The sequence below is a fragment of the Arthrobacter sp. H-02-3 genome (genome assembly GCF_003097355.1).
Taxonomy (GTDB): Bacteria; Actinomycetota; Actinomycetes; order Actinomycetales; family Micrococcaceae; genus Arthrobacter; species Arthrobacter humicola.
Window position 1 is genome coordinate 219,140 of record NZ_PYUI01000001.1, and the last position, 20,549, is coordinate 239,688.

The 20,549-nt window shown below is 64.6% G+C and carries 14 protein-coding genes and 1 tRNA gene; 3 read left to right on the forward strand and 12 right to left on the reverse strand.

Going from position 1 to position 20,549, the window contains the following annotated elements; translation table 11 throughout:
* Window positions 1–116: 116 nt before the first annotated feature.
* Both C9424_RS01070 and rpoB read right to left on the reverse strand, forming a co-directional pair.
* Window positions 117–4,016 carry a DNA-directed RNA polymerase subunit beta' gene (locus C9424_RS01070; protein ID WP_116765101.1) on the reverse strand — a complete coding sequence of 1,300 codons (3,900 nt, stop codon included), beginning with the start codon at window positions 4,014–4,016 and terminating at the stop codon, window positions 117–119.
* 102 nt (window positions 4,017–4,118) lie between these two features.
* Window positions 4,119–7,634 carry a DNA-directed RNA polymerase subunit beta gene (gene rpoB, locus C9424_RS01075; protein ID WP_116765102.1) on the reverse strand — a complete coding sequence of 1,172 codons (3,516 nt, stop codon included), beginning with the start codon at window positions 7,632–7,634 and terminating at the stop codon, window positions 4,119–4,121.
* Between the two features lie 463 nt (window positions 7,635–8,097).
* On the opposite strand from rpoB, the gene C9424_RS01080 reads away from it, so the two are divergent.
* Window positions 8,098–9,297 (forward strand): acetyl-CoA C-acetyltransferase, encoded by a 1,200-nt coding sequence (locus tag C9424_RS01080; RefSeq protein WP_116765103.1) that lies wholly within the window; start codon window positions 8,098–8,100, stop codon window positions 9,295–9,297.
* Between the two features lie 116 nt (window positions 9,298–9,413).
* On the forward strand, window positions 9,414–9,902 hold the full coding sequence (locus C9424_RS01085; protein WP_116765104.1) for an aminoacyl-tRNA deacylase: 489 nt from the start codon (window positions 9,414–9,416) through the stop codon (window positions 9,900–9,902).
* Window positions 9,903–10,039: 137 nt separating this feature from the next.
* Here the strand turns inward: C9424_RS01085 and C9424_RS01090 are convergent, their stop codons facing one another.
* The 10 genes from C9424_RS01090 to C9424_RS01135 form a co-directional block, all read right to left on the reverse strand.
* The gene (locus C9424_RS01090) at window positions 10,040–11,893 is read right to left on the reverse strand and encodes a bifunctional metallophosphatase/5'-nucleotidase (protein WP_116765105.1); all 1,854 of its coding nucleotides are present in this window, start codon (window positions 11,891–11,893) and stop codon (window positions 10,040–10,042) included.
* A 263-nt stretch (window positions 11,894–12,156) separates the two neighbouring features.
* Window positions 12,157–12,534: a 50S ribosomal protein L7/L12 gene (gene rplL / locus C9424_RS01095; RefSeq protein ID WP_091251969.1), complete on the reverse strand. Its 378-nt coding sequence runs from the start codon at window positions 12,532–12,534 to the stop codon at window positions 12,157–12,159.
* Between the two features lie 77 nt (window positions 12,535–12,611).
* Window positions 12,612–13,202, reverse strand: a complete 591-nt coding sequence (rplJ, locus tag C9424_RS01100) for a 50S ribosomal protein L10 (protein WP_091251967.1) — start codon at window positions 13,200–13,202, stop codon at window positions 12,612–12,614.
* Window positions 13,203–13,552: 350 nt separating this feature from the next.
* Entirely contained in the window at window positions 13,553–14,662 is a 1,110-nt protein-coding gene (locus C9424_RS01105) for a GNAT family N-acetyltransferase (RefSeq protein ID WP_091251966.1), read from the reverse strand.
* A gap of 153 nt (window positions 14,663–14,815) precedes the next feature.
* Window positions 14,816–15,958 (reverse strand): GNAT family N-acetyltransferase, encoded by a 1,143-nt coding sequence (locus C9424_RS01110; RefSeq protein ID WP_116765106.1) that lies wholly within the window; start codon window positions 15,956–15,958, stop codon window positions 14,816–14,818.
* 219 nt (window positions 15,959–16,177) lie between these two features.
* On the reverse strand, window positions 16,178–16,885 hold the full coding sequence (rplA, locus tag C9424_RS01115; protein ID WP_116765107.1) for a 50S ribosomal protein L1: 708 nt from the start codon (window positions 16,883–16,885) through the stop codon (window positions 16,178–16,180).
* Between the two features lie 185 nt (window positions 16,886–17,070).
* The gene (gene rplK, locus C9424_RS01120; RefSeq protein ID WP_024365990.1) at window positions 17,071–17,502 is read right to left on the reverse strand and encodes a 50S ribosomal protein L11; all 432 of its coding nucleotides are present in this window, start codon (window positions 17,500–17,502) and stop codon (window positions 17,071–17,073) included.
* Window positions 17,503–17,632: 130 nt separating this feature from the next.
* Window positions 17,633–18,493 (reverse strand): transcription termination/antitermination protein NusG, encoded by an 861-nt coding sequence (nusG, locus tag C9424_RS01125; RefSeq protein WP_116765108.1) that lies wholly within the window; start codon window positions 18,491–18,493, stop codon window positions 17,633–17,635.
* Between the two features lie 113 nt (window positions 18,494–18,606).
* Entirely contained in the window at window positions 18,607–18,891 is a 285-nt protein-coding gene (gene secE / locus C9424_RS01130) for a preprotein translocase subunit SecE (protein ID WP_116765337.1), read from the reverse strand.
* Window positions 18,892–18,970: 79 nt separating this feature from the next.
* Window positions 18,971–19,043, reverse strand: a tRNA-Trp gene (locus tag C9424_RS01135).
* Window positions 19,044–19,320: 277 nt separating this feature from the next.
* Between C9424_RS01135 and C9424_RS01140 the strand changes: the two genes are divergently transcribed.
* A complete protein-coding gene (locus C9424_RS01140; protein ID WP_116765109.1) occupies window positions 19,321–20,538 on the forward strand; it encodes a pyridoxal phosphate-dependent aminotransferase in 1,218 nt (405 codons plus the stop codon).
* The last annotated feature ends 11 nt before the right edge of the window (window positions 20,539–20,549 follow it).

Below are 20,549 nucleotides of genomic sequence, written 5' to 3' on the forward strand. Positions count from 1 at the left end.
GCCGTTTTGGAGACCCATAACGACCTCAACTGCCAGCTAGTTGGGCAGACAGGAAGGGCCCCGCCCCCGCTCCGCTGAAAGCAGAGTGGTGACGGGGCCCGACGCCGAGCTATCGGCTAGCGGAAGTCGCTGCCGAGATCGTAGTCATCCAGCGGGATGGCGTGGAACTCGGGAGCTCCGTCGCCGCCCAGGGTGTCGTAGGAGAAGTCACTGAATGCGCTGGGGCCGGTGAACAGGTTGGCCTTTGCTTCTTCAGTGGGTTCCACGGTGACCTCGGTGTAGCGCGGGAGACCCGTGCCGGCCGGGATGAGCTTACCGATGATGACGTTTTCCTTGAGGCCGAGCAGCGGATCGCTCTTGCCTTCCATGGCCGCCTGCGTCAGGACGCGGGTGGTTTCCTGGAAGGAAGCTGCGGACAGCCAGGACTCGGTCGCCAGGGACGCCTTGGTGATGCCCATGAGCTCGGGACGGCCGGAAGCCGGCGTCTTGCCCTCGGACACAACGCGGCGGTTGGCCTCTTCGAAACGGCTGCGTTCGGCGAGCTCGCCGGGCAGCAGATCCGATTCACCGGACTCGATGACCGTGACGCGGCGCAGCATCTGGCGGACGATAACCTCGACGTGCTTGTCGTGGATACCGATGCCCTGGCTGCGGTACACGCCCTGGACTTCGTCCACCAGGAACTTCTGCGCGGCACGGGGACCCATGATGCGCAGCACCTGCTTGGGATCGACCGGGCCGTTGATGAGCTTCTGGCCGACGCTGACGTGGTCGCCGTCTTCGATGAGGAGCCGTGAACGGCGCAGCACCGGGTAGGCGATCTCTTCGGAACCGTCATCCGGGGTGATGACCAGGCGCATCTGGCGCTCGGACTCTTCGATGGCGATGCGGCCGGCTGCTTCAGCAATCGGTGCAACACCCTTCGGAGTACGGGCTTCGAAGAGCTCCTGGATACGGGGCAGACCCTGGGTGATGTCGTCGCCGCCGCTGGCCGAAACTGCACCACCGGTGTGGAACGTACGCATGGTCAGCTGGGTGCCCGGCTCACCGATGGACTGTGCGGCGATGATGCCGACTGCCTCACCGATGTCGACGGTCTTGCCCGTGGCCAGCGAACGGCCGTAGCACAGGGCGCAGGTGCCGACGCTGGACTCACAGGTGAGTACGGAGCGGACCTTGACCTCGGTGATGCCGGCTGCGAACAGTTCGGCAATGACGACGTCGCCGCAGTCGGTGCCGGCCGCTGCCAGGACCTTGCCCGAGGCGTCGAGGACGTCCACGGCCAGGGTACGGGCGTAGGCGCTGTTCTCGACGTTCTCGTCCAGGACGAGCTCGCCGTTGGCGTCAGCGACGGCGATGGCGGTCACCAGGCCGCGCTCAGTGCCGCAGTCCTCTTCGCGGACAATGACGTCCTGCGAGACGTCCACCAGACGACGGGTCAGGTAACCCGAGTTGGCGGTACGCAGGGCGGTGTCAGCCAGACCCTTACGGGCACCGTGCGTGGCGATGAAGTATTCCAGCACCGACAGGCCCTCACGGTAGGAGGACTTGATCGGACGCGGGATGATTTCACCCTTCGGGTTGGCCACCAGGCCACGGATACCCGCGATCTGACGGACCTGCATCCAGTTACCACGTGCGCCGGAGGACACCATGCGGTTGATGGTGTTCATCGGGGACAGGCTGTCACGCATCGCCTGGGCGATCTCGTTCGTGGCCTTGTTCCAGATCTCGATCAGTTCCTGGCGACGCTCGTCGTCGTCGATCAGGCCCTTGTCGTACTGGCCCTGGATCTTGGCAGCCATGGTCTCGTAACCGGCAAGGATCGCCGGCTTGGACTTGGGCACCTCGATGTCGGAGATGGCAACGGTGACACCCGAGCGGGTGGCCCAGTAGAAACCGGCATCCTTCAGGTTGTCCAGCGTTGCCGCCGTGACGACCTTCGGGTAGCGCTCGGCGAGGTCGTTGACAATCGTGGACAGCTCGCCCTTGTCGGCAACGTTTTCAACCCACGGGTAGTCCGCGGGCAGCGTCTGGTTGAAGATGACCTGGCCGAGGGAGGTCTCGACCAGTGTGGTCTGACCGGGCTCCCAGCCCTCCGGGGCTTCCCAGCCGGCGTAGGGCACGAAGCCCTCGAGGCGGATCTTGACCTTGGAGTTCAGGTGCAGCTCGTGGAGGTCGTAGGCCATGATGGCTTCCGCAACCGAGGAGAAGATCCGGCCTTCGCCAGCTGAACCGACACGCTTGGTGGTCAGGTGGTAGAGACCGATGATCATATCCTGCGACGGCAGGGTCACCGGGCGGCCGTCAGACGGCTTCAGGATGTTGTTCGAGGACAGCATCAGGATGCGCGCCTCGGCCTGGGCTTCGGGGCTCAGCGGCAGGTGCACTGCCATCTGGTCGCCGTCGAAGTCGGCGTTGAAGGCGCCACAAACCAGCGGGTGAAGCTGGATTGCCTTGCCTTCGACGAGCTGCGGCTCGAACGCCTGGATGCCGAGACGGTGCAGGGTAGGTGCACGGTTGAGCAACACGGGGTGCTCGGTGATGATCTCTTCGAGCACGTCCCAAACTTGCGGACGGTAACGCTCCACCATGCGCTTGGCCGACTTGATGTTCTGCGCGTGGTTGAGGTCAACCAGGCGCTTCATCACGAACGGCTTGAAGAGCTCCAGGGCCATCTGCTTGGGCAGACCACACTGGTGCAGCTTCAGCTGCGGGCCGACGACGATGACCGAACGGCCGGAGTAGTCGACGCGCTTGCCGAGGAGGTTCTGGCGGAAACGACCCTGCTTGCCCTTGAGCATGTCGCTCAGGGACTTCAGCGGGCGGTTGCCCGGTCCGGTGACCGGACGGCCGCGGCGGCCGTTGTCGAAGAGGCTGTCAACAGCTTCCTGAAGCATGCGCTTCTCGTTGTTGACGATGATCTCCGGGGCACCGAGATCAAGCAGGCGCTTGAGGCGGTTGTTGCGGTTGATCACGCGGCGGTAGAGGTCGTTGAGGTCGGAGGTCGCGAAGCGGCCACCGTCCAGCTGGACCATCGGGCGCAGTTCCGGCGGGATCACCGGGACGGCGTCCAGCACCATGCCGAGCGGGCTGTTGTTGGTGGTCAGGAAGGCGTTGACCACCTTGAGGCGCTTCAGGGCACGCGTCTTGCGCTGGCCCTTGCCGTTGGCGATGATGTCGCGCAGCATGTCGGACTCGGCCTGCATGTCGAAGTTCTCAAGACGCTTCTTGATGGCCTCGGCACCCATGGAGCCTTCGAAGTACATGCCGTAGCGGTCGCGCAGTTCGCGGTACAGGCCTTCGTCACCTTCGAGGTCGGCGACCTTAAGGTTCTTGAAGCGGTCCCAGACCTGCTCGAGACGCTCAATTTCGGCATCGGCACGCTTGCGGACGTTCGCCATCTGGCGGTCAGCGGAGTCGCGGGCCTTCTTCTTGTCGGCAGCCTTGGCGCCTTCGCCTTCGAGACGGGCAAGCTCGTTCTCGAGGTCGCGGGCGATCGTGGCGATATCCGAGTCGCGGTTGTCGATCAGCTGCTTCTTCTCGATGTCGTGCTCAACCTGGAGGTTGGGCAGTTCTTCGTGGCGGCTGTCGGCGTCCACGCTCGTGATCATGTAGGCAGCGAAGTAGATGACCTTTTCGAGGTCCTTCGGTGCCAGGTCAAGGAGGTAGCCCAGACGGGAGGGAACGCCCTTGAAGTACCAGATGTGCGTGACCGGGGCGGCCAGCTCGATGTGGCCCATGCGCTCACGGCGGACCTTGGCGCGGGTGACTTCAACGCCACACCGCTCGCAGATGATGCCCTTGAAGCGCACGCGCTTGTACTTGCCGCAGTAGCATTCCCAGTCGCGGGACGGGCCGAAGATCTTCTCGCAGAAGAGGCCGTCCTTCTCGGGCTTGAGCGTGCGGTAGTTGATGGTTTCCGGCTTCTTAACCTCGCCGTACGACCAGCCACGGATGTCTTCCGCGGTGGCGAGGCCGATCTGCATGAGGCCGAAGGAGGATTCGCTGGACATATGGTCCCTGTTCTCTCTTGTTCTCTAAATTCTGAAGTCTTGGGTTACGGGAAGAGGGAGGACTCCGACGGCGGACGGGAACCGCCCGCCGTCGGAAGCCTGCTAAACCTCTTCTACGGAACTGGGCTCTGCACGAGACAGATCGATGCCCAGTTCTTCCGCAGCCGTGAAGACTGCGTCATCAGAGTCACGCATTTCAATTGTGGTTCCGTCCGTGGAAAGCACTTCCACGTTCAGGCACAGCGACTGCATTTCCTTGATCAAGACCTTGAAGGACTCAGGAACGCCCGGCTCGGGGATGTTCTCGCCCTTGACGATGGCTTCGTAGACCTTCACGCGACCGTGGATATCATCCGACTTGATCGTGAGGAGTTCCTGGAGCGTGTAGGCGGCGCCGTAAGCTTCGAGCGCCCACACTTCCATTTCACCGAAGCGCTGGCCACCGAACTGTGCCTTACCACCCAGCGGCTGCTGCGTGATCATGGAGTACGGGCCGGTGGAGCGTGCGTGGATCTTGTCGTCCACCAGGTGGTGGAGCTTCAGGATGTACATGTAGCCGACCGAGATCGGATCCGGGAACGGCTCGCCGGAGCGGCCGTCGAACAGACGGGTCTTGCCTGAGGAGTTGATCAGACGGTCGCCGTCGCGGGTGACGTTGGTGGAATCGAGCAGGCCCGTGATTTCCTCTTCACGAGCACCGTCGAAGACCGGCGTTGCAACAGTGGTCTGGCCACTCTCGCGCGGCAGGTTCGGCAGCTGCTTGACCCACTCGGGCTCGCCTTCGATCTTCCAGCCGGTCTTGGCAACCCAGCCGAGGTGCGTTTCGAGCACCTGGCCGACGTTCATACGGCCCGGAACACCCAGCGGGTTCAGGACGATATCAACGGGGGTACCGTCGGCAAGGAAGGGCATGTCCTCGATCGGAAGGATCTTGGAGATAACACCCTTGTTGCCGTGACGGCCGGCGAGCTTGTCGCCGTCGGTGATCTTGCGCTTGGCGGCCACGTACACGCGGACCAGCTGGTTGACGCCCGGGGGCAGCTCGTCGTCGTTGTCGCGGTCGAAGACGCGGACACCGATCACGGTGCCGGACTCGCCGTGCGGGACCTTCAAGGAGGTGTCACGCACTTCGCGGGACTTCTCACCGAAGATGGCGCGCAGCAGGCGCTCTTCCGGGGTCAGCTCGGTCTCGCCCTTGGGGGTGACCTTACCGACCAGGATGTCGCCGGCCTCAACTTCGGCACCGATGTGGATGATGCCGCGCTCGTCCAGGCCTGCCAGGACTTCCTCAGACACGTTGGGGATGTCACGGGTGATTTCCTCGGCACCAAGCTTGGTGTCGCGGGCATCGATCTCGTGCTCCTCGATGTGGATCGAGGACAGGACGTCCTCGGCCACGATGCGCTGGGACAGGATGATGGCATCCTCGAAGTTGTGGCCTTCCCATGACATGAATGCCACGAGCAGGTTCTTACCGAGGGCGAGCTCACCCTGGTCCGTTGCCGGGCCGTCAGCGATGATGCCGCCGACCTCCAGGCGCTGGCCTTCGTTCACCAGGACACGGTTGTTGTAGCAGTTGCCCTGATTGGAGCGGGCGAACTTGTTGATGCGGTAGTTGGTTTCCGTGCCGTCGTCGTTGAGCATAATGACGAGCTCGGCGGAAACCTCGGTGACCACACCGGCCTTCTTCGCGATGGTGACGTCACCGGCGTCGACGGCGGCGGCGCGCTCCATGCCGGTGCCGACGAACGGCGCCTCGGAGCGGACCAGCGGCACGGCCTGGCGCTGCATGTTGGCACCCATGAGTGCACGGTTAGCATCGTCATGCTCGAGGAACGGGATCAGGGCGGTTGCCACGGACACCATCTGGCGCGGGGAAACGTCCATGAATTCGACGTCGGCGGCGGGGACCAGTACGGGCTCGCCTCCACCACCGCGGGCACGGACCAGGACGGTCTCTTCGGCGAAACGCTTGTTCTCGTCGAGCGGGGCGTTGGCCTGAGCGATCAGGACCTCGGCTTCGTCGTCGGCGGTGAGGTACTTGACCTCATCGGAAACGACGCCCTCGGAGACAAGGCGGTACGGGGTTTCGATGAAACCGAACGGGTTGATGCGTCCGTAGGAAGCCAGCGAACCGATCAGACCAATGTTCGGGCCTTCAGGAGTTTCGATGGGGCACATACGTCCGTAGTGGGACGGGTGCACGTCACGGACTTCCATGCCGGCACGGTCACGGGACAGACCACCCGGGCCAAGCGCGGACAGGCGGCGCTTGTGGGTCAGACCCGAGAGCGGGTTGTTCTGGTCCATGAACTGGGACAGCTGGGAAGTTCCGAAGAACTCCTTGATGGCTGCCACAACGGGACGGATGTTGATCAGGGTCTGCGGCGTGATGGCCTCGACGTCCTGGGTCGTCATGCGTTCGCGGACAACGCGCTCCATACGGGACAGGCCGGTGCGGACCTGGTTCTCGATGAGCTCGCCGACGGCGCGGATGCGGCGGTTGCCGAAGTGGTCGATGTCATCGATCTCGACGCGGAGCTCGTGGTCCTGGCCGTCGCGCTTGCCCATGAGGGTCTTCTCGCCGGCGTGCAGGGCAACCAGGAACTTGATCATGGCCACGATGTCTTCAACGTGCAGGACCGAAGCTTCCTTGTCGCCAAGGGAGCGGTCGATGCCAAGCTTGCGGTTGATCTTGTAACGGCCGACCTTGGCCAGATCGTAGCGCTTGGAGTTGAAGTACAGGTTGTCCAGCAGGGACTGGGCAGCCTCAACCGTGGGCGGCTCGCCCGGGCGCAGCTTCCGATAGATGTCCAGCAACGCGTCTTCGCGGGTCTCGGTCGCGTCCTTCTCCAGCGTCGCGCGCATGGAGTCGTACTGGCCGAATTCCTCGAGGATCTGACCTTCGGTCCAGCCGAGGGCCTTCAGCAGCACGGTGACGGACTGCTTGCGCTTGCGGTCAAGACGGACGCCGACCTGGTCGCGCTTGTCGATTTCAAGTTCGAACCAGGCGCCGCGGGAGGGGATGATCTTCGCAGTGAAGATGTCCTTGTCACTGGTCTTGTCGGCGGTGCGCTCGAAGTAGGCGCCCGGGGAGCGGACCAGCTGGGAGACAACGACACGCTCGGTGCCGTTGACGACGAAGGTGCCCTTCTCGGTCATCAGCGGGAAGTCACCCATGAACACGGTCTGCTGCTTGATTTCGCCCGTGTTGTTGTTCATGAATTCGGCCTTGACGTACAGCGGGGCCGAGTACGTTGCGTCCCGGTCCTTGCACTCGGCCATGGTGTATTTGGGGTCAGCGAACTCCGGCTCGGAGAAGCTCAGGGACATGGTGCCCTGGAAGTCCTCGATCGGGGAGATCTCTTCGAAGATGTCAGACAGACCCGAGGTGGTGGCGACGCTGAGGTCGCCTTCTTCGACGGCCTTCGCCACGCGCGCCTGCCAGCGTTCGTTTCCGACCAGCCAGTCAAAGCTGTCCGTTTGCAGGGCGAGCAGATTCGGAACATCAAGAGGTTCGTGAATCTTTGCGAATGAGAGCCGGCGAGTGGCACCATCGGTGCTGTCGGCATTGATAGCGGTAGCGTTGTTTACATTAGAGGTGCTCGAGGCGACCAAGAGGGATCCTTCCACAGACCTTCAGGCGTTGTCAGATCTCCCCCGTTATGCACCCTGCAGAATGACTCCACAGTGCTACCAGTCCGGTTCCGCTATATGACCCGGGACCCGCGCTGCCCACGCTGGTGCACGTTGTAGACGGCACATTGATGGAGCAGCTGTCAGGCTAAGCCCACCGCTATATGAAGGCTGAAGGTAAACAGGGAAGACGCAAATATCTACGATACGGCAAAGCAACCTACTTGTCTACCCCACTTCCGGCGGGATTGCAAGCACGAAGTTTGGCGGATGTTGCTCCGACGCTGCACAGAGGACGCTGTGCAGCGTCTGTGCAGCCGCTCCCCGGGCGTCCGGCCGGTGTCATGCCGCAGCGCGGCCCGGGGCCGAATGGATACGTGATGGGGCTCACGATAACGTAGACAGTAAGCCGTCATAGAGCCGTCGTAGATCGGAAGAGAAGACCATGAGCAATCCTGCAGACAACAACGACGTTGTCATCCTTGCCGCCGCCCGCACCCCCCAGGGGCGCCTGAACGGGCAGCTGGCCAGCTTCACCGCCGTCGAACTCGGCTCCCATGCCATCAAGGCCGCCCTGGCCGCCAGCGGCGTCAAGGCGGACCAGGTGGACAGCGTGATCATGGGCCAGGTCCTGCAGGCCGGGGCGGGCCAGAACCCGGCCCGCCAGAGCGCCATCGGCGCCGGCATCGGCTGGAACGTCCCCACGGTGACCATCAACAAGGTCTGCCTCTCAGGCCTCACCGCCGTGATCGACGCAGCCCGGATGATCCGCAGCGGCGACGCCACCGTGGTGGTGGCCGGCGGCCAGGAATCCATGACCCGCGCCCCGCACGTACTGCCCGGCTCACGGCAGGGCTGGGCGTACGGCACGGTCCAGGCCCTGGACGTGGCGGCGCACGACGGCCTCACCGACGCCTTCGACGGGCAGTCCATGGGGCTCTCGACAGAAAGCAAGAACCTGACCCTCGGCATCGACCGCGCTTCCCAGGACGAGGTCGCGGCGCAGTCGCACCAGCGCGCCGCCCGGGCCGCCAAGGACGGCGTCTTCGACGGCGAGATCGCCGCGATGAGCGTCAAGCAGCGCAAGGGCGACCCCATCGCCGTCACCTCCGACGAAGGCGTCCGGCCGGACACCACGGTTGAGTCGCTGGCCGGCCTGCGCGCGGCGTTCGTCACGGACGGCACCATCACCGCGGGCAACTCCTCTCCCCTGTCCGACGGCGCTGCCGCCCTGGTGCTGTGCAGCCGGAAGTTCGCCGAGGACAACGGCCTTGAGTACCTGGCCGTGGTCGGCAAGCCCGGCCAGGTCGCCGGGCCGGACAACTCGCTGCACTCCCAGCCGTCCAACGCCATCAAGAGCGCCCTGGACAAGGCCGGGTGGACGGTCGCCGACCTCGACTTCATCGAAATCAATGAGGCGTTCGGCTCCGTGGCGGTGCAGTCCCTGAAGGACCTGGGCTACCCGCTGGAGCGGTGCAACATCCACGGTGGGGCGATCGCCCTCGGCCACCCGATCGGGGCCTCCGGCGCGCGGTTGGCCCTGCACGCGGCGCACGAACTCAAACGCCGGGGCACCGGCAAGGCCGCCGTGTCGCTGTGCGGCGGGGGCGGCCAGGGCGAGGCGCTGCTGCTGTACCGCGACTAGGGCCGGACTGGGACTAGGGCAGGACTGCGACCAGGGCTGAACTGCGAGTAGGGCTCAACTGCGGCTGACCCGGCAACCGCCGGGTTCAGGAGTTCCAGGGAGGGATTTTGGCGGGCATGGCAGAGCAGACAACAACCGGCGGCGGCCGCGAGCGGTTCCTGGCCGATGCCGCGGCCCGCGGCTTGGACGTCGAGATCGTGGAACGCCTCGCCGCCCGCAGCCTCGAGGAAGCGGCCGATATCCTCGGGATCCGGCCCGCGGATATCGTGAAATCCCTCGTGGTCAAGCACAAGGACGGCAGCTTCCTGTTCGCGCTCGTGCCCGGCGACCGGCAGATCTCCTGGCCCAAGCTGCGGGCGCTGCTGGGAGTCAACAAGCTCTCGCTCCCGGCGGCGGAAACGGCGTTCGAGGCCACCGGCTACGAGCGCGGGACCATTACGCCGCTCGGCAGCACCCGGCCGTGGCCGGTCTACGCCGACCAGACCATTACGGGCCGGCGGATCTCCATGGGAGCCGGGGAACACGGCTACAGCGCGTTCGTCGACGCGGACGCCCTGACGGCGGCCCTGGGGGCCGTCGTCGCCGACATCACCGAACCCGGTTAGCCGAACCAACCCAACTAGCCCAGCCGGGTTAAAAGCAACGCCGGGCCCGGCGGTGCCAGATACGTCGACTGCTCCGTAACTGCCCTTATGGGTGCTGAAAACGGCAGTTACGGAGCAGTCGACGCTGCTGGGCCGCGTCAGGCCGTGACCGTGAGCGGTGCCCCGTTGACGGTGAGCCGCCAGTTGGCCTGGCTGAAGACGGCGACGTCGAGGGTGCCGTGGTCCACCACGTAGTCGATGATGCGCTGCCGGATCTCCTGCTGGCTGTTCGAGAGCACCGGAGCGGTCTTGACGGCCGGGAAGTTCCCGCCACCGCTTTGCCGGTAGTTGTTGATGGCCAGGGCAAATTCCTGCTCGGGCCGCAGCGCCTGTCCGCCGTAACTCAGATTGGCGATCCTGTCCCCTGCCGGCCGGGCGAGGTCGATCTCATAGTTCAGCGGAGCGTCGAGTCCGTAGACGACGTCGTAGTTATAGTCCGGTGTGCCGTTCGGGGCCACGGCGGTCACGGCGTTGGTGACGTCCGCGGACCTGGCCGTGGTGCCGGTCACCGGTTTGAAGTACTGCGCGGACCACTCCAGGTAGTCCTTGACCTGGGCACCGGTGACCTTGATGGAGAGCAGGGTGTTGTCGAAGATGTACAGCCCTGCGACGTCGCGGATGGTCAGCGGTCCGGCCTTGACGTCGACGGCGCGGGAGAATGCCGCCGCAATGGACAGCACGGGCAGCCCCGCCGCGGGTCCGTTGGCCAGCTCGGCCTTGATGGTGCTGGCCTGGACGTAGTTGATGGCGTCGATCGCGGCGGAGTCCTCCCAGCAGGCGGTGGCGGTGCTGAGCGGGGCCGTGGAAGTGCCGATCACCTCGTTGACGTAACTCACCGTGGCCTCGTGCCCGGCCTGAACGGCCCGGACGACGGCGGGATCGGCGTCGACCGTCTTGGCGTCCAGCAGGAGCGAATGTGCCGACGTGACGGTCCACCGGTCCTTCTCCCTGGCGAGTTCGAGGTCCATGACGGACACCCGCATGCCCCATTTGAGCGGCTCGGTCAGGAGGACCTGCTTGCCGGTGGCTTTGTTGGTGACAAAGCGTTCCGGGATTTCCAGATGGGCGTGCCCGACCAGGATGGCATCAATGCCGGGGACTTCCTCGGCGAGCTGGGTGGAAGCATTCTCCGGGAAGGGCAGGGCGTCGCCGTAGGACGATCCGGGGGTCGCGCCGGAGTGGCTCGTGACGATCACGATGTCGGCGCCGGCGGCTTTGACCTGCGGGATGACCGTTTTGGCCTCTTCGACGATGCCGTTGAAGTCGAGCTTCCCCTGGACGTTGTCGCGGTCCCAGAGCGCGCACCCCGGCGTCACGAAGCCGACCAGGCCGACCGTCAGCCAGCCGTTGTCCGTCTTGACCCGTTTGAGGACGTAGGGGGTGAAGGCGCGGCCGCCTGTGACGGCGTCGTGGACGTTGGCACCCAGGAGCGGGAAGTTCAGTTGCTTCTCCCAAGTGCGCAGAATCGGAATGCCGTAGTTGAACTCGTGGTTGCCCAGCCCCACGGCGTCGTAGCCGATCGTGTTCATGGCCAGCGCCATGGGGTGTTTCACGGTTGCGGAGATCGGGCTGATCTTGGCGAAGTAGTAGGCCAGTGGCGTGCCCTGGATGGTGTCCCCGGCGTCGATGGTCAGCGTGTTCGCGGCGCCGCGCTCGGCCCGCATGGCGTGGATCAGGGTGGCTGCCTGGGCGATCCCGATCTTGTTCCCGGCGGTGTCGGCGTAGGCGGTGTTCTTGAAGTAATCCCAGTTGAAGACGTTGTTGTGCAGATCGGTGGTACCGAGCACGGTCAGCGTGAACTGTTTCTTGCCGCCGGGCTGGCCCCCTTCTGGTTGTTTGCCGGCGGCCTGTGCTGCCGGGGCCCCGGCCAGCGCGGCAGCGGCGGCGCCCCCGCCCACGAGGGCTGCTGTGAGCATGGCGCGGCGGGAGAACGAATCGTGAGGGTCCGTCATTGTGGGTGAACTCCTGAGCGTTGGGGGCCGGTGGGCACAAATCCAGAGTCTAGGGGCGTGCCAGCAAGTGCGACAGGGGTATCAGAAAATCCTTGCCTAATCCTTGCACTCCGTTCACCCGGCGCCCGGAGGTACAGGTTCTGTCCATCGATCCCGTCAAGCCGTGACGGAGTTCGGCCCGGGAACGCAGGAAACCCCGCCCACCGGAGTGGACGGGGTTCCCGTGAAGCAGTGCGGACCGCGAAGGATCCGGACGGCGAAAGTTACTTGAGGGTAACGGTGGCGCCGGCAGCCTCGAGCTGCTCCTTTGCCTTCTCGGCAGCTTCCTTGGTGGCACCTTCGAGAACAGCCTTGGGAGCGCTGTCAACCAGGTCCTTGGCTTCCTTGAGGCCCAGGGAAGTGATGGCGCGAACTTCCTTGATCACTGCGATCTTCTTGTCGCCAGCAGCTTCGAGGACGACGTCGAAGTCGGTCTTCTCTTCGGCTTCCTCAGCAGCAGCGCCACCGGCGGGGCCGGCAACGGCAACAGCAGCAGCGGTAACTTCGAAGGTCTCTTCGAAGAGCTTGACGAACTCGGAGAGCTCGATGATGGTCAGTTCCTTGAAAGCTTCAATGAGCTCTTCGTTGGTGAGCTTCGCCATGGTGTGGCGTCCTTCCTATAGTGGTGCCCGGCGGGCCTGAGGCCCGCTGTCGCACCGGAGTCTTATGGAGAAGAGAGTTAGTTCTCTTCGGGGGCTGCGGCTTCGGCCGGTGCGGCCTCGGCTGCTGCATCTGCTGCGGGAGCTTCTTCAGCGGCGGGTGCTTCGGCTGCTGCCGGTGCACCGTTCTCTTCTTCAAGCTTGAGGCGCAGTGCGTCGATGATGCGTGCAGCAGCGGCAGCAGGAGCCTTGAGGACACCTGCAACCTTGGCGAGCTGCAGCTCACGGGACTCGAGTGCTGCCAGGGCAGCAACTTCGCTGGCGTTCAGTGCCTTGCCTTCGAAGTAACCGGTCTTGATGACCAGCTGCTTGTTGGCCTTGGCAAAATCCGTCAGGCTCTTGGCAGCGGCAACTGCGTCACCCTTGATGAACGCGATTGCAGTGGGGCCGGCGAGCTGACCGTCGAATGCTTCGACACCAGCTTCCTTGGCTGCAATAGCGGTCAGGGTGTTCTTGACGACCGAGAACTTGGTTTCCTGGCCGAGAGAAACACGCAGCTGCTTGAGCTGTGCAACGGTGAGCCCACGGTATTCGGTCAGGACAGCGGCGGTCGATTCCTTGAAATCGTTAGTGATCTCAGCTACTGCTGAAACCTTGCTAGGCGTTGCCATAACCCTCCTTCCGGGGATAGTGCCGGTGTGTCCGGGTCCCCGCTCAAAAGAGCTAAAAACTAAAAACGCCCCGCGCAGATGCACGGGGCTTGTCTCGACGCAGTCCATGACCGCGGAGCTTTGCTTCGTTCACCTGCGCCGGCCGCCCTATGTTCAGGGTCCTTCGTCCGGAAACCTACTGTGTTCTCCCGGCGCGACTGCAGAAGTGAGTCTTGCTTGGGAGAGTGGATTTCCAACAACCGACGGTCTTTGGTCCTCCCAGCTTACGGGACACCGTGCGCGTGCTCCAAATCGGGCCCGCTCGGGAGCCCGTGCCCGGGAATCAGCGCGCACGAGCCGGCCACCGGCCCTCAGCTGACAGACGGGCCGAAGTTGGGAAGTTCCTTCTGCCAGAGACCGGTCACGCCCGCTGTCGTGAACCCCAGCTGCTGGTTGACCTTCAGCAGGTAGCGGTTCTCCGGGGCGTTCCAGGTGTAGAGGACCCGCGCGTCCGGGAACTGTTCGCTGAGCCGCTCCATGTTAGCGACCTTGATCAGCAGGCCGAGCTTGTTGCCGCGGTGCTCCTGCAGGACCACAGTGTCATCCTGGAACACGACGTCAGGGCGCAGCGCGAGGACACTGATGGTGGTCAGTCCCACGAGAGTCCCGCTGGCGATGTGCTCGACGGCGGTCACCACCGTCCGGCGGCCCTGGGCAATGGTCACCTCCTCCGCTTCGCGGAGGATGCCGCCGTCGAACACCATCTCCTCGGCATCCGGCCCCGGCACTTCGTCTTCGCCTGCCTGGTTCTCCAGGGCGGCGACTGCCTCGAGCCACTGGTCCGGGCAGCGGTCCGTCCAGTGGTGCAGGCGGTACCGGCCAGCGTTGGCTTCCTCGGCCTCCGCTTCCAGTTCGGCGACGAGCTTGCTGTCCAGGGGCAGGGCGCAGGAACTGAACTGTTCAATGTGCTGCAGCGTGTACCCGGTGTGGCGGGCGAACTCGACGTCGCGGCTTCCCAGCGGGACGAACCCGACACCGCTGCCGGGCACCAGCTGCTCGGCCTCCGGGTCCGTCAGCGTCGATCCCGGGTGGTTGGTGTCGATCAGGATGGTGTGGCGGCCCTCGTCCCGGGCGAAATGCTCTGCGGCTTCGAGCAGTTGCCGCCCCACACCCCGGCGCCGGTATTCCGGAAGGATGTCGAGGGTAAATTCGGCAAGGTCCAGGTTGTCTACAAGCGGCAGGGCGATGTCCGCTGTCCCGACGATCACGCCGTCGACCTTGGCCACGAGGATCACCTGGCGTTCGTAGGGGTCCGCCATCTCCAGCAGCTTCTCCTGCGGCGCGTAGGCGAGGTCATCGGTACCCCAGGTCTGCATCCTGACCCTTCGCCCCACTTCGATAGCGGCGAGAAAGTCAGCGGCATCGGGCGCGTCGAGGGAATCGGGGATCCACAGCTGCTCAATCCGTACATCGTCTGCCATAGAGGGCATCATCCCAGCCGTTCTGCCACCCGCCATCGGTACGGCCCGGTTCAGACCGGGCTTTCAACCGCCAGCATATGCTGGTTTGGGCTGCTGTTCCATTGGTGACGCGGGCCAGTTTCCGGCCCCTTGGGCGCCCGGCCGCTGCGGAGCTCAGTTCGGGGTGCCCGCACCGGCCCCTACAACAGAGCGCTGCCATTCGCCGTCGTACCCCGCCGGCTTGAAGCCCAGTGCGATGTTGATACCAAGCATGTGGTCGTTCTCGGCGGCATTGAAGGTGATGACCCGCTGCACCTCGGGATAGCCGTCATGCAGCCGGCGCAGGTTGAGGATCTTGACGAGCATGCCGAGCCGGTGGCCCCGGTGGCCGGCCGCGACCAGGGTGTCGTCCTGGCTGGCCAGCCAGGGTTTGTCGGCGGCGACCTGAAGGACGGTGTAGGCGGCGAGCTCACCGGTGTCCCGGTGCCGCGCCGCCGCGACGAGGGAGGACAGGCCGGCCCGCCGCCAGGTGTCCTCGACGTGGCGCACGCGCGCGACGTCCCACCTTTCCGGCTCGTAGCTGAGCGCGCCGGTGGGAGCGTCGGTGCTCATGCGCGACATCAGCACGGCCAACTGGGCGGCATCTTGCTCCGGGCACGAATCGCTCCAGTGCAGGAGTTCGTAGTCCCCCGCGCGGGTCAGGGCGTCCCGCGCCAGAGCATCGAGGTCCACGGCCGCCGGAACCTCCAGCGCGCTGAAGCGCTCCACCTGCTCCAGGCGGTAGCCGGCCCGTCCGGCAAACCGGACGCCGGACGCACCGGCCGGAAGCGCCCCGGTCCCGGTGGCCGGCTTGATGAGGTTCGGACCGTCGACGTCGAAATCGGCCGGGTGTTCCGTGAACGTCTGCAGGATGGTCCGGCCGTCGCCGGCGGCCAGCGCTTCGGCGTGCTGCAGCAGTGCCCGGCCGATCCCGCGGCCGGCGAAGGAATCGAGAACGTTCACGTGCAGGAGCGCACTGCTGAGGTTTTCCTGCAGTTCGTAGCGGATCCACGAGCGGGCCACCATGCGCCCGTCGACCCGGACGAAGAAGAGCCGCAGCCGGCTGTAGGGGTTGTCCCGCCAGTACTGGAGCCGGGCCGCCGCGGATGCTGAACGGTCCAGGTTTCCCCAGGTCTGCAGGGCGAGCTCGTCACAGAGATCTACGAATTCACGGAACTCCGCCGCGTCAGCGGCATTAAGGTCCGGGGTGCCAGGGCCGGCGGCGTCAAGGTCCGCGGGCAGGGAAAGCTGCTCGATGAGGTACGGCGGCGTAGTCACTGGGAAATCCTAACCGGCGGCCCGGGCGCCTCCAAGCGTTTCCGGGCGGCACCTGGTTTCCGGAGTGGCACCTGGTTTCCGCAGTGGCACCTAGTTTCCGAGGGCAGGAGGGGATTCCCGCGCCGGATACGGCAAAAGGCCGCCCCGCAGTTGCGGGACGGCCTTTTGCTGGAAACTGGTGACGCCCTGAAGCTGGCGACGCCGTGGATCCGGTGAGGATTAGACCTCGGTCAGGACCTTGGTGACGTTGGGGTCAACCGAGATGCCCGGGCCGAACGTGGTGGCCACGGTGGCCTTCTGGATGTAGCGGCCCTTGGAAGCGGACGGCTTAAGGCGCAGGACCTCTTCCAGAGCGGCTGCGTAGTTCTCGGCCAGCTTGACGGCGTCGAAGGACACCTTGCCGATGATGAAGTGCAGGTTCGAGTGCTTGTCGACGCGGAAGTCGATCTTGCCGCCCTTGATGTCGTTGACGGCCTTGGCGACGTCAGCGGTCACGGTGCCGGTCTTCGGGTTCGGCATCAGGTTACGCGGACCCAGGACCTTACCGAGGCGGCCAACCTTGCCCATGAGGTCAGGGGTGGCAACGGCGGCGTCGAAGTCGGTCCAGCCGGCTGCGATCTTTTCGATCAGGTCATCGGAACCAACGAAGTCGGCGCCGGCAGCGATTGCTGCCTCAGCCTTGTCGCCCGTTGCGAAGACGAGGACGCGGGCAACCTTACCGGTGCCGTGCGGCAGGTTAACGGTGCCGCGGACCATCTGGTCGGCCTTACGCGGGTCAACGCCCAGGCGGAAAGCGACCTCAACGGTGGCGTCGAACTTGGACGGGTTGGTGTCCTTGGCGAGCGTCACTGCCTCGAACGGCGCGTAGAACTTCTCCGCGTCGATCTTGGCCGCGGCTGCCTCATATGCTTTGCTGCGCTTTGCCATGCTGCTTATTTCTCCTTGTGCAGTTGTGGTCTGCGGACCGCGCTGGGCCCTGCCACAGGCGGCATCCCGGCTGGTTTATCCATCCCGGAATCCCGCTTTTCAATGTTTAGGTGTTGCCGGCGGACCGGCGGTGCTGACCGGCGTCGTGATCGGTTTTCCGAACCCGGCGCATCAGCGGTGGGGAATTAACCCTCGACGGTGATACCCATGGAGCGGGCGGTGCCGGCGATGATCTTCGCTGCGCCTTCGAGGCTCGTGGCGTTGAGGTCTTCCATCTTGGTGGTGGCGATCTCGTTGACCTGGGCCTGGGTCAGCTTGGCGACCTTGACGGTGTGCGGGGTCGGTGAACCCTTGGCAACGCCTGCAGCCTTCTTGATGAGCTCTGCAGCCGGCGGGGTCTTGGTGATGAACGTGAAGGAACGGTCTTCGTAGACAGTGATTTCCACGGGGATCACGTTGCCGCGCTGGGCTTCCGTCGCAGCGTTGTACGCCTTGCAGAATTCCATGATGTTGACACCGTGCTGGCCAAGCGCAGGACCGATCGGCGGGGCCGGGTTAGCGGCACCTGCCTGGATCTGCAGCTTGATGAGGCCGGTGACCTTCTTCTTGGGAGCCAATGTAGGTCCTTCTCTCAAATACGTCCTGGGACACAGGAGCGTGCCTCAGGTTGGTGGCCGCCATGGCAAGGCGGCCGGCCGCTCCGTGGTTGCTAAGCGGGCAGTCACGGAGCGAATTCTTGTAGTCCAGCTAGATCTTGCTGACCTGGTTGAACGCCAGCGTGACCGGAGTCTCGCGTTCGAAGATGGACACCAGCACCACGAGGGTCTGGGAATCGATCTTGATCTCGGAGATCGTGGCCGGAAGGGTCTCGAACGGGCCCTCCTTGACGATGACGGACTCGCCAACCTCGAAGTCCACGTCCACCTGGGCGGCAGCGTGCTTGACGGGCTTGCCCTTCTCGGCCTGCTCTTCTTCGAAGACCGGGGCGAGCATGGAGAAGACCTCATCGAGGCGCAGCGGGACCGGATTGTGGGCGTTGCCCACGAAGCCGGTGACGCCGGGGGTGTGGCGGACGGCGCCCCAGGAAGCGTCCGTCAGGTCCATGCGGACCAGGACGTAGCCGGGGATGCGGACGCGGTTGATGACCTTGCGCTGAGCGTTCTTGATCTCAACGACTTCCTCCATCGGAACCTGGATTTCGAAGATGTAATCTTCCATGTCCAGGGTCTGGATGCGGGTCTCAAGGTTGGCCTTGACGCGGTTCTCGTAGCCTGCGTAGGAGTGGATGACGTACCAGTCACCCTCCTGGCGGCGCAGCTTGGCCTTGAACTCTTCGGCGGGGTCGACGTCGGCCTTGGCGGCCGCTGCTGCCAGCGCGTCGGTATCTTCTTCAGCTTCGCCCGTTTCGGCGTCAGCATCGGTGTCTTCTTCAGCGTCGACGTCGGCGGCAACTGCTGCCTCTGCGTCTTCTTCCGCGGCTACGGCCTCGTCAGTGACGTCGGATTCGGGTGCAGCAGACACAGCCTCGGACTCTTCCGCGGCTTCCACCGCGGCGTCCTGGCTCTTATCCAGCCCAGTCTCAGTTACCTCGAGCTCCTGCTCAGACACTTGGTCTCCTGCTTCCTCATTGCCTAACATGCCTATTTAAATGACTCAATTCCGCACACCCCGCGGAATCTCCGGTTTCCCGGGGCATCCACGCAGTCTGCGGACCGGTCGCCTTAGCGGTCCGTGGGGGCGCTGCCGCCGAAGACCCAGCTGACTGCGGTCCCAAAGGCCAGGTCCAGCAAGGTGACTATCACCATCATGATGATCACGAACACCAGCACCACGAGCGTGTAGTTGATCAGTTCTTTACGGGTTGGTGCGACGACCTTCTTCAGTTCGCCAATGACCTGGCGGATGAAGATCGCGATGCGAGCGAAGAAGCCGGGCTTGGCGGCATTCTTGGCGGGGCGGCCTTTGGAGCTGCTGGCAGCCGTTTCGGTCACCTGGTCCTCACTCATCCTCGCAATGATCGGATACCCGGCTCTGAACTGAACCATGGTTGCTGCGCTGGTTCCGGATGATCCGGAACAGCATGCGCAGGGCAGACAGGACTCGAACCTGCAACCTGCGGTTTTGGAGACCGCTGCGCTACCAATTGCGCCACTACCCTTCGGGGCTAAAATCCGCTCCGGCCGATGCAATCCACAGGCTTCCCTGAGGCGCAGGCCATCATCGTGTTTTCAACACCGGAGAACCAGTCTACGCAAGAACTGCGCCTACGTCGAACCGGCCCTCTTCCGGACCCCTGCGTGACCGTGAAAACCAGCTGACAGCCGTCAGTCACATTTCCGTTCCGGCACCGCGGGGGATCCGGTGAACAGCATAGAGTAGATTCCGTCGAATCCCACATCCAGCCTTCCAGCTGCAAGCGAAGAACGGACCCGCCCATGTCTGCTGCCCGCATTTCCCAGCGCATTTCCGCCATAGCCGAATCCGCCACTCTGGCCGTCGATGCCAAGGCGAAGGCGCTGAAGGCAGCCGGCCGGCCGGTCATCGGCTTCGGTGCCGGGGAACCCGACTTCCCGACCCCCGGCTACATCGTGCAGGCCGCCATCGAGGCCGCGAGCCAGCCGAAGTACCACCGCTACTCCCCCGCGGGCGGGCTGCCGGAGTTGAAGCAGGCCATTGCGGAGAAGACCTTCCGGGACTCCGGCTACAAGGCCGAAGCATCACAGGTGCTGGTGACCAACGGCGGCAAGCAGGCCGTGTACAACACGTTCGCCACCCTCCTGGATCCGGGCGACGAAGTCATTGTTCCCACCCCGTTCTGGACCACGTACCCGGAGGCGATCCGGCTGGCCGGCGGCGTGCCGGTGGAGGTCTTCGCCGGCCCGGAGCAGGAATACCTGGTCACGGTGGACCAGTTGGAAGCCGCCCTCACGGACCGCACGAAGATCCTCCTCTTCGTCTCCCCCTCCAACCCCACCGGCGCCGTGTACTCCGAGGAGCAGGTCAAGGCGATCGGTCAGTGGGCGGCGTCCAAGGGCCTGTGGGTTGTCACCGACGAGATCTACGAACACCTGACCTACGACGGCGTGCCGTTCACCTCGATCGCCACGGCCGTCCCCGAACTGGGCGACAAGGTGGTCATCCTCAACGGCGTCGCCAAGACCTACGCCATGACGGGCTGGCGCGTGGGCTGGATGATCGGCCCCGCCGACGTCATCAAGGCCGCCACCAACCTGCAGTCCCACGCGACGTCGAACGTCTCCAACATCATGCAGATTGCTGCCCTCGCCGCCGTGTCAGGGCCGCTGACCGCCGTCGATGAGATGAAGGTGGCCTTTGACCGCCGCCGCAAGGCGATCGTCGCGGGCCTGAACGCGATTGACGGTGTTGAATGCCCGACGCCGAAGGGCGCCTTCTACGTGTACGCGGACGTCCGCGCGCTGCTGGGCAAGGAGTTCCCGTCGGCGAACGGTCCGGTGCGGCCGGCCACCTCTGCTGAACTCGCGGCGCTGATCCTGGACGAGGTCGAGGTGGCGGTAGTTCCCGGCGAAGCCTTCGGCCCGTCCGGCTACCTGCGCCTGTCCTATGCGCTGGGCGACGAAGACCTGGCCACGGGCGTCGGCCGCCTGCAGGACTTCCTCGGTAAGGCGAAATAGCAGCCCCAATC

Coding starts and splice junctions, on each gene's coding strand:
- C9424_RS01080 (WP_116765103.1), top strand. CDS start 8,098: ATGAGCAATCCTGCAGACAACAACGACGTTGTCATCCTTGCCGCCGCC.
- C9424_RS01085 (WP_116765104.1), top strand. CDS start 9,414: ATGGCAGAGCAGACAACAACCGGCGGCGGCCGCGAGCGGTTCCTGGCC.
- rplL (WP_091251969.1), bottom strand. CDS start 12,534: ATGGCGAAGCTCACCAACGAAGAGCTCATTGAAGCTTTCAAGGAACTG.
- C9424_RS01070 (WP_116765101.1), bottom strand. CDS start 4,016: ATGTCCAGCGAATCCTCCTTCGGCCTCATGCAGATCGGCCTCGCCACC.
- secE (WP_116765337.1), bottom strand. CDS start 18,891: ATGAGTGAGGACCAGGTGACCGAAACGGCTGCCAGCAGCTCCAAAGGC.
- C9424_RS01090 (WP_116765105.1), bottom strand. CDS start 11,893: ATGACGGACCCTCACGATTCGTTCTCCCGCCGCGCCATGCTCACAGCA.
- rplJ (WP_091251967.1), bottom strand. CDS start 13,202: ATGGCAACGCCTAGCAAGGTTTCAGCAGTAGCTGAGATCACTAACGAT.
- C9424_RS01140 (WP_116765109.1), top strand. CDS start 19,321: ATGTCTGCTGCCCGCATTTCCCAGCGCATTTCCGCCATAGCCGAATCC.
- rplA (WP_116765107.1), bottom strand. CDS start 16,885: ATGGCAAAGCGCAGCAAAGCATATGAGGCAGCCGCGGCCAAGATCGAC.
- C9424_RS01105 (WP_091251966.1), bottom strand. CDS start 14,662: ATGGCAGACGATGTACGGATTGAGCAGCTGTGGATCCCCGATTCCCTC.